The 8047-nt window shown below is 40.3% G+C and carries 7 protein-coding genes and 1 pseudogene; 4 read left to right on the top strand and 4 right to left on the bottom strand.

Going from position 1 to position 8047, the window contains the following annotated elements; translation table 11 throughout:
- Positions 1–13: 13 nt before the first annotated feature.
- The 4 genes from GQR45_RS21005 to GQR45_RS20990 form a co-directional block, all read right to left on the bottom strand.
- Positions 14–1339 (bottom strand): IS4 family transposase, encoded by a 1326-nt coding sequence (locus GQR45_RS21005; RefSeq protein WP_165725782.1) that lies wholly within the window; start codon positions 1337–1339, stop codon positions 14–16.
- Between the two features lie 139 nt (positions 1340–1478).
- On the bottom strand, positions 1479–2537 hold the full coding sequence (locus tag GQR45_RS21000) for a branched-chain amino acid aminotransferase (protein ID WP_269435109.1): 1059 nt from the start codon (positions 2535–2537) through the stop codon (positions 1479–1481).
- 143 nt (positions 2538–2680) lie between these two features.
- Complete coding sequence (locus GQR45_RS20995; protein ID WP_165726922.1) at positions 2681–3733, bottom strand: acyl-CoA desaturase; 1053 nt, start codon at positions 3731–3733, stop codon at positions 2681–2683.
- Positions 3730–4773, bottom strand: a complete 1044-nt coding sequence (locus GQR45_RS20990; RefSeq protein ID WP_165726923.1) for an iron-sulfur cluster-binding domain-containing protein — start codon at positions 4771–4773, stop codon at positions 3730–3732. Before GQR45_RS20990 ends, GQR45_RS20995 begins: the two co-directional genes overlap by 4 nt.
- A gap of 274 nt (positions 4774–5047) precedes the next feature.
- Between GQR45_RS20990 and GQR45_RS20985 the strand changes: the two are divergent.
- From GQR45_RS20985 to GQR45_RS20970, 4 genes and pseudogenes are all read left to right on the top strand, one after another.
- Positions 5048–6223 (top strand): annotated as a pseudogene (locus GQR45_RS20985) (PQQ-dependent sugar dehydrogenase).
- A gap of 165 nt (positions 6224–6388) precedes the next feature.
- Positions 6389–6568, top strand: a complete 180-nt coding sequence (locus GQR45_RS20980; protein ID WP_165726921.1) for a DUF6435 family protein — start codon at positions 6389–6391, stop codon at positions 6566–6568.
- A gap of 610 nt (positions 6569–7178) precedes the next feature.
- The gene (locus GQR45_RS20975; protein WP_165726919.1) at positions 7179–7529 is read left to right on the top strand and encodes a hypothetical protein; all 351 of its coding nucleotides are present in this window, start codon (positions 7179–7181) and stop codon (positions 7527–7529) included.
- 219 nt (positions 7530–7748) lie between these two features.
- The coding region (locus tag GQR45_RS20970) for a transposase (protein ID WP_165726920.1) at positions 7749–8047 on the top strand (299 nt) is incomplete at its 3' end.

Below are 8047 nucleotides of genomic sequence, written 5' to 3'. Positions count from 1 at the left end.
TAACACCATTCAGTTAAGCATGCTTTGACTTAATGGTGTACCGAGTTTTTGAAATTCGAACGGTCCTACTTTTGGGCCGTTTTCTTTTTTCTGGAAGAATATAACGTTTCACTCGTTCTCGCATTGCCCTTAATTTCTTTGGAATTGAACCTGGCGAAGCGATGGCACACCAGAGTATTTCATCCTGTATATCCCGCAAAGCCATGACAAAACTAATTCTCAGCGGGGAGACTTTAGCCTCTTTGGCTATTCGACTTATCTCTACTCGAATTAAATTGTAGGCTAGCAATATACCCCATAGCTCTTGATTGACTCCATCCACAGTCTGACTACGCAAAAGAATACTATCCTCAAGCATCTGGTGTTTTATTTCTCCATAGCTATTTTCAATTTCCCAGCGCTCGAAATAGACATCAAGAATGGCCTGTGCACCAAAAGCCTGTTTATCATCCAAAGAGCACAGCAGACCTTTTATTTTTCCAGGCCCCATTGGCTCAGGATAAAGAACCAGTCTGGCCTGCCAGCACTCAGGAAGCGAAGGGTCTTGTTTTCTGGCATGCGCAGATACACTCATCTCTACTTTGAAGTCATGCTCAGAGTAAGATTCAATGACGGTGTATTGCGTGTTGCTTTTAATCGGGACCATCCAGTGCGACTGTGGGTGTTGCTTACGCCAATTAATCAGTAGCTCAGCGCTGAGATAACATCGGTCAAAAATAGTTAGACTGTTATCACTTACATGACCAAATAACTGCTTTGCGTAGTTCACCTCACCTTGATAACTGGGCCCGAAGGCAACGTGGTGTATCAACCGGCTACGCAAGGAGCTTAAGGCGCATAGGCGTACAATAGGATATTCTGTATGACGGTTTTTACTGTGCTTAATATAGTGAAAGTGCTCAGCAAGAGCTGGTGTATCGGGTGCACGAAATTGCGTTCCATCGACAGAAAATAACCGGAGTCCATACCACGTATCATCAGCATCTTCTTCTTGTGTCCAATGGGCTGCACATAGGTGAAATAAGGCTTGGAGGGGGTCGCTACTCAGGCGCTGTCTCGCTTGAGGAATAGCACTTGGAGCAACCGTATCGCCCAGGGTATCAGTGAGTGTTAAATCTAACTTCTCAACAACGTCACTAATAGAGCGGTCGCGAAAAAGACCCATTGCAATGATAAGCCAGACGACAAGCTCAGCAGGTAACTTACGTTTGCGAATACTTGCTTTATCGGTCTGTTCGAGCACATTAGAAATCCACTCAAGAGGGATATGTTTCTGAAATGTAGATAAAGAGTCAGGAGTGGCGAATATATCCGTATCAAGTAACCAATGACTAAGCATAAAAATACCCTCATAATCAAAAGATGATAAGGGTATTGTGAAGCAACCAAAAGATCGGTCAACCGATCAAAAATACCTTAACTGATCGGTGTTAACCGATTAGGTGGCTTTTTAATGCGAGTTGCTATTAAATCTATAATTAGATTTTAGTTAACCAGCCGTGCTTGTCTTCACTTTTACCCCATTGAATATCGTTCAATGCTTGGCGAAGGCGCGCAGTAGTTGGGCCTGGCTCGCCAGTACCTACTTTGTATTCTTTATCGTTATGAATAAACGTACCCACAGCAGTTAGTACAGCTGCAGTGCCCGAAAGCGCCGCTTCAGTGCCTGGTTTAGCAGCACGCTCTAGTAACTCAGTAACGCTAAAGTTACGCTCGCTTACCGTCATACCTAAATCTTTGGCTATGGTTAAAATACTATTACGCGTTACACCGTGTAAAAACGTGCTATCAAGCGCTTTAGTAATAATTTCGTTGCCATCAATAAGTATAAAGTTAGCAGCACCGGTTTCTTGTACGTCGCCACCAGGGCAAAATAAAATTTGATCTGCTTGATACTTAGTTCGTGCAGCACTAATAGGTGCTAGAGCACTGGCGTAGTTACCACCACTTTTTACCATTCCCATGTGCGGGGCGCAGCGCATGCCATCTTCTTCAAGCAGTACGCGCAGTGCAGTTGCGCCACCGGCAAAGTAATCACCTACTGGCGATAGTAACGTGTATAAAAGTGAGCTCATTGATGGCGCTGCCGCTTTACCAATTGCAGCCTCAGTACCAATGTGCGTTGGGCGAATATACATAGAGCCCGGCGGTAATGGCGTTTCATCTGCGTATTCGCGCATAATATCGATAATCATCGTTTTTAGCATATCGCTGTCAAAACTCGGTAAGCTTAATAGCGCTGAGCTTTGTTGCATGCGTGCAATGTTTGCATCCATTCTAAAAAGATAAACAGAACCATCTTCATGGCGAAAGGCTTTTAAGCCTTCAAAACATGTACTTGAATAATGAAGAACGTGCGCACCAGCATGAAGTTCAAGTTTATCGGAAGGGACAATTGAGCTCTCGCTCCATTTATTATCAGAAAAACGAGCTTGAATCATCTGCGGCATAAACACGGTACCAAATGCGGCCATTTTAATCTCTCTTGTGTGGTCTATTTCCCTCCATTGTATGACAATCACCCGCCATTTAACCATAGCTAAAGTAAGGCTTTTTTAATTAACTATGAGAATTTTTTGCAAGTGCTGTTTACTAATCAACCGTATTGAGTGCAATAAACAAAAAAATCGGTCAGTGTAGTTACACAGGCCGATTTTTTCATTCGTTAATTAAAACATGTTTATTTAAACGAATATTTAATAATACGTTTTAACACCGACGTATACTGTCTAAAAAAACCACCTGTATGATAATCAATACCGTGTTTTTTCAAAACAGCTTGTACTTGAGGTGCAACTTCTTGATAGCGCGAAGACGGCATATCTGGAAATAAGTGATGCTCTATTTGGCAGCTCAAATGCCCTGTTAAAACATGAAACCAATGCGGTCCTTTAATATTAGACGAGCCCAGTACTTGGCGGTAATACCACTGCCCTTGGGTTTCGTTTACGCAGTCTTCTTGTTTAAAAGTTTGCGTTTCTTCAGTAAAGTGACCACAAAATATTATGGTCGACGTCCATAAATTACGGATTAAGTTGGCTACTAAATTACCGGCCAATACCCATAAAAATAAAGGCCCTGCAAGTAACGGAAATATCGCATAATCTTTAATTAACTGGCGAGCGCCTTTACTAAAAAAGCGCTGCTTTAATGTAGAGTGCGATACAAGCCCTTCGCGGTTTTCTTTCTTTTTACCAATAAAAACACGCTCTGCAGCCAACTCGTGATACGACACGCCCCACTGAAATAACACACTTAAATTAATATACGTAAAAAACTGCCATACATTTTTAAAACGCCACTTAAAATCATCGCTCAGGCGCAACAAGCCATAACCAAAGTCTCTGTCTTTACCAATAATATTAGTATACGTATGGTGCTCAAAGTTATGAACGCGGTGCCAACTTTGCCCGTCGCACGCTATGTCCCATTCATAATGCTGTGAGTTAAGTTGCTTGTCGTTCATCCAATCGTATTGACCATGCATTACATTGTGGCCAATTTCCATATTGTCTAAAATTTTAGCAAGCGCTAATAGCAACACACCTGCAACCCACAATAAAGGCTGAATAAAACCAAGCATTAGCAAAATTCGCCCGCTCCATTCACACACTCGCTGTTTGCGCACAACAGAGCGAATGTAGTTGGCATCTTGTTGGCCTACTTTGCCAAGGGTATCCATTTTAATGGCATCTAGCTCGCTTGCGAGCATGTCATAGTTAATGTTTTTCATAATTGTAACTCCAAATCACTAACAGGTTGGCTTACGCAAAGTTGTATTAATTGCTCGCCGTTGTCACTCAATTCACCTGTTTTTAAATTACGTACCACGCCTGACTTTTTAATACATTGGCATTGATGACAAATACCAATACCGCAACCGCGTTTAACGGGGAGCTTTTTTTCTTCAAACTGAGTCAGTAAAACATCGTTGCCCGATACAACATGGGCACTGGCGTTAATTTTTACATTAAATTGGCTGTCGTCGTTTAAGCTAGGCAACGCTAAACCAAAGGCCTCTTGGTAGTAATTTAGCTTATGCGTTTTAGCAAAATCGCTCACTGTCTGCATAAATGCTGCAGGGCCACAGCAGTAAATATCTGGGTTTTCCCACGCCTTAATATTGCTGGTTATATCGCTTGATTGCTCACGCGTTAATAATAAAAACGAAAAATGCTCAAATTGCGCTGCCAACTCACTTAGCTCATCAACACATTGATGCTCAGTGGCTTTTGCGTAATACACTAACGACACTTTTTGCGTAGTTTGGCTTAAGTAATCATCAAGCATAGCCAGCATAGGTGTTATACCCGACCCACCGGCAACAAAAGTAGCCGGTGTATGTGTATTTTTAAATACAAAGTCGCCGTTTGGCGCAGAAATATTGCACCATAAACCCGCTTTTAATGCACGGCTGAGTAAGCCAGTAAAGCGCCCTTGCGCATTTTTTTTGATTAGTAAACGCACTAACCCAGTATTTTTAAATTGCTGAGCGCTTGAAGCCACGGTAAAAACGCGTGTTAATAATCGCCCATTAATTTCAAGCGTTAAACTTACATGCTGCCCTGACGTATGTGCCTGCCAATGTTTGCTTGGCTTAAGTTGCACACTTAAAAAGCCGCCATCAAGCACAGCTGTATTAACTACTTGCGCTCTAAACTGCCCTGCACGCCACGCAGGTTTAAACACCTGCATTATTGGCTCTATGTAGCCTGCAAAACTTTGATGGTGTAAAAACCATTTTGAAAATTGGTTTAATACTTTAATTATCATCACTATTAATCTCTTGGGTCGTAAAATACTTAACGTTTGAACTTACACGTGTACGCTCAAACTTCAGCGCACAAGTGTACGCTGAAATTTTTAGTTTTCAACCCCAATAGAGTAATTATTCAATTTTTTATTAGCGCTAATTACTAAACAATTTTCTGTTAAAAGGTCATCGTATAAAAATATAAGTGTGTGTTTTTCATTCAACTCAACGCTTAACAAATTTATTTATGCCATGTTAAGGTTATGTAAGATTGGATTAATTTTGGAAGCCATAATGATAAATTTAATGTCACATAACCCACTCCCTAAACTAATAAGTGCAGGCTTAGCAGTTGCTATGTTTGCTACTAACGCCCCCGCAAATGCAAAAAGCGATTACGTAAAAGACTACAAAAAGCTAGATACTTTATCGCTTAACGTTAACGCAGTAACAGCGGCAGAAGGTGTCGTTATACCTTGGGCTATTGAGCCTTTAGCTAATGGTGATTTGCTAATATCTGAGCGCAGCGGAACGTTATTTTTATTACCTAAAAATACCACTACGTTAACTAAAGTCTCAGGGCTGCCCAACATTGAAGCTAATGGCCAAGGTGGATTGCTTGATTTATCACTACACACCGATAGTAAGCAAAACCAATGGCTATACTTTAGTTACTCAAGTAGTGAGGGCAAAGGAAGCGGAAGTAACACCGCCTTAATGCGCGCCAAGCTAAATAGCGATCATACGCAGTTGTCTGATCAGCAATTGCTATACAAAGGCGAGCATAATAGTACCAAAGGCCAGCACTACGGCAGCCGTATTGTGTTTGATAATGAAGGTTATGTTTATTTTTCAATTGGCGATCGCGGCTCGCGCGACATAAACCCACAAGATCTCACCCGTGATGGCGGTAAAATTTATCGCTTACACGAAGATGGTAGTATCCCAAGCGATAATCCGTTTGTTAAACAAAAAGATGCAAAACATGCGGCATGGTCTTATGGGCACCGTAATCCACAAGGCATGTAGTTTGATAATCAAAATAATATTTTATGGTCTCACGAACACGGGCCACGCGGCGGCGATGAGCTTAATATTATAAAAAAAGGCGCTAACTACGGATGGCCTTTAGTAAGTTATGGCGTTAACTACAGCGGTACCAAGTTTACAGACCTTAAAGAAAAAGACGGCATGCAATCGCCCGTATTACATTGGACCCCTTCAATTGCCCCTTCCGATATGTTGTATGTAACGAGTGATAAATATCCAAAGCTTGAAGGTAAGCTATTACTAGCATCAATGAAATTTGCATTTATTAGCGCACTGGAGCTCTCAAAAGGTAAGGTTGTTAAGCAATATAAAATACTCGATGGAATTGGCAGAGTACGCAGCTTAGCCCAAGGCAGCGATGGTTTTATTTATCTAGGTATTGATGGTCAAGGTATTAAACGCCTGGAGCCAGAAACGTAAACATTAGCACTAGAACCAGAACTAGCACACAGTACGTTAATAATTACACCGTGTTTACTGTGCGCTTTAAAAGCGCAAAGTAAACATTTTCACCAAACAAAGAACTATTAAGCCCATTAATGCGTACACTAACTACATATAATTTAATAAATTAAGAGAATACTAATGTTTTCATTTTTAAAGCCTGACCCAATAAAAAAACTGCGTAAAGAATACGACGTAAAGCTAGAGCTAGGCATGCAGGCACAAAGAAAAGGTGACATTAAAAGCTTCGCCATGTTAAGTGCAGAAGCAGAAAAAATCTGGAGTGAAATAGAAATTCTAGAGGCTAAAAAAGCCAAATAATACCAATCGTGTTAAGTTATTAGACATTTATAGCGACGGGTAAATAAAGTGATAACAAGGCATAAATTTCGACATGTAATTGTTCTACTGAGAAATTTATAACGCCGTTAACGCTTTATTTAACACGCTAGAAAGGCTAAATATTTAAGTCGATTGGTATAAGTACATCGTGTCTGCCCTGTTTTAAAAGAAGGAAGACGCGTTTAGTAAATAGTTCATGACCTCGCTTTACAGCTTCCACCATCCGTAAACCACCTTTTATAATACGCCTACACAAATAAGTGTACTTAAAGCGGTTACTTGCATTATCGCCACCGTTTTTTAGTGAATATTAAATGACGCGGATTTAAAATCGGGTTTGGTTTTCATTTTAAATATTCAATTGCTGTATTTACATACAGCGCTAGCGTTTTTCCTCCTAAGTCAAAAAATGAGGACGTTTTCCTCTTTTTTGGATATTATTAAAAGAACAGCCCGACTTAAAGTTTAATACTCGCAATGTGTTACAGGATTTGTTATTAATATTAAAAATAACTAAGAGGACATGCGTTGCTCATAAAAAGAGGAAAGTGTCCTCTGATAAAGCTGTTAAATTGCAAAAGGAGTTCGGGTGATATTTTCCCCAAAAGGATTTAATAAGGTCGCAGTGAAATATGCTCACCTGAAAAAATCATTTATTATCTCAACTGTTTTATTTATCGTTCTCTTCTTTATATTTAGCAATATGAGTCGCCAAAATCCATATCTATCTTTTGTAGCTATGTGCACTGCAATATTGGGTGCAGAGACATTCTTTATCGCTGGCTTTCTACAATACTTCGGAAAGCTCGACTCAAGTACCTCACTAAATCCGTTTTGGTATTTTATAACTTTGGCTAAAGAGTGGCTCGAGGTTGTAATATTTGTTGTTTTACTTTTAATGCCTCTTGTAATGGCTACTATGTTAGCTTACGGTGTGTAAATGCAACTTAACAAGCTAATAAATAAGGACAAAAAACAGTTGGCTGTTTCGTTCCTCAACATTTTAGCCAACTATTTTTTGCCCATTATTAGGGCGTTGAGGCTGTAGAATTACTCTTTTTAGGAACGTATCCAACTATTCTTGGTTGGTTGCTTTTTAACCTTGAATCCATCTGTTCGCTGTGATCTAATAGATATTATTCACCCACGGTAAACTGTTATGGCTAACTACAAGCCTGACTTATCCTGTCAAAATAAATTCATTCCTATCAATTTCGCTGAGCAAATTCTGCCTGGCACTTTTGAGTATGCCCTTTGTTATATTGTCGAAAATAAACTCGATTTATCGGGGCTTGACGCGTGGTACAACAATGACAAAACGGGCGCGGCGGCGTATCCACCTTCGGTAATGCTAAAGATTATTTTACTGGGCTATGCACATGGTTTGATCAGTAGCCGTCGAATTGCTAAAGCGTGTGAGACGAACATTTTATTTATGAGTGTGTCGGGAGATATCCA

Origin of the sequence: Pseudoalteromonas sp. SA25, assembly GCF_011378705.1 — a bacterium.
Lineage (GTDB): Bacteria > Pseudomonadota > Gammaproteobacteria > Enterobacterales > Alteromonadaceae > Pseudoalteromonas > Pseudoalteromonas arctica.
The sequence above is the reverse complement of the archived record's forward strand: the minus strand, read 5'-3'. Positions and strand labels throughout refer to the sequence as shown.

Excerpts from the sequence above, each read along its gene's own strand:
- GQR45_RS20980 (WP_165726921.1), top strand. The coding sequence starts at position 6,389 with ATGTTTTCATTTTTAAAGCCTGACCCAATAAAAAAACTGCGTAAAGAA.
- GQR45_RS20990 (WP_165726923.1), bottom strand. The coding sequence starts at position 4,773 with ATGATAATTAAAGTATTAAACCAATTTTCAAAATGGTTTTTACACCAT.
- GQR45_RS21000 (WP_269435109.1), bottom strand. The coding sequence starts at position 2,537 with ATGGTTAAATGGCGGGTGATTGTCATACAATGGAGGGAAATAGACCAC.
- GQR45_RS21005 (WP_165725782.1), bottom strand. The coding sequence starts at position 1,339 with ATGCTTAGTCATTGGTTACTTGATACGGATATATTCGCCACTCCTGAC.
- GQR45_RS20995 (WP_165726922.1), bottom strand. The coding sequence starts at position 3,733 with ATGAAAAACATTAACTATGACATGCTCGCAAGCGAGCTAGATGCCATT.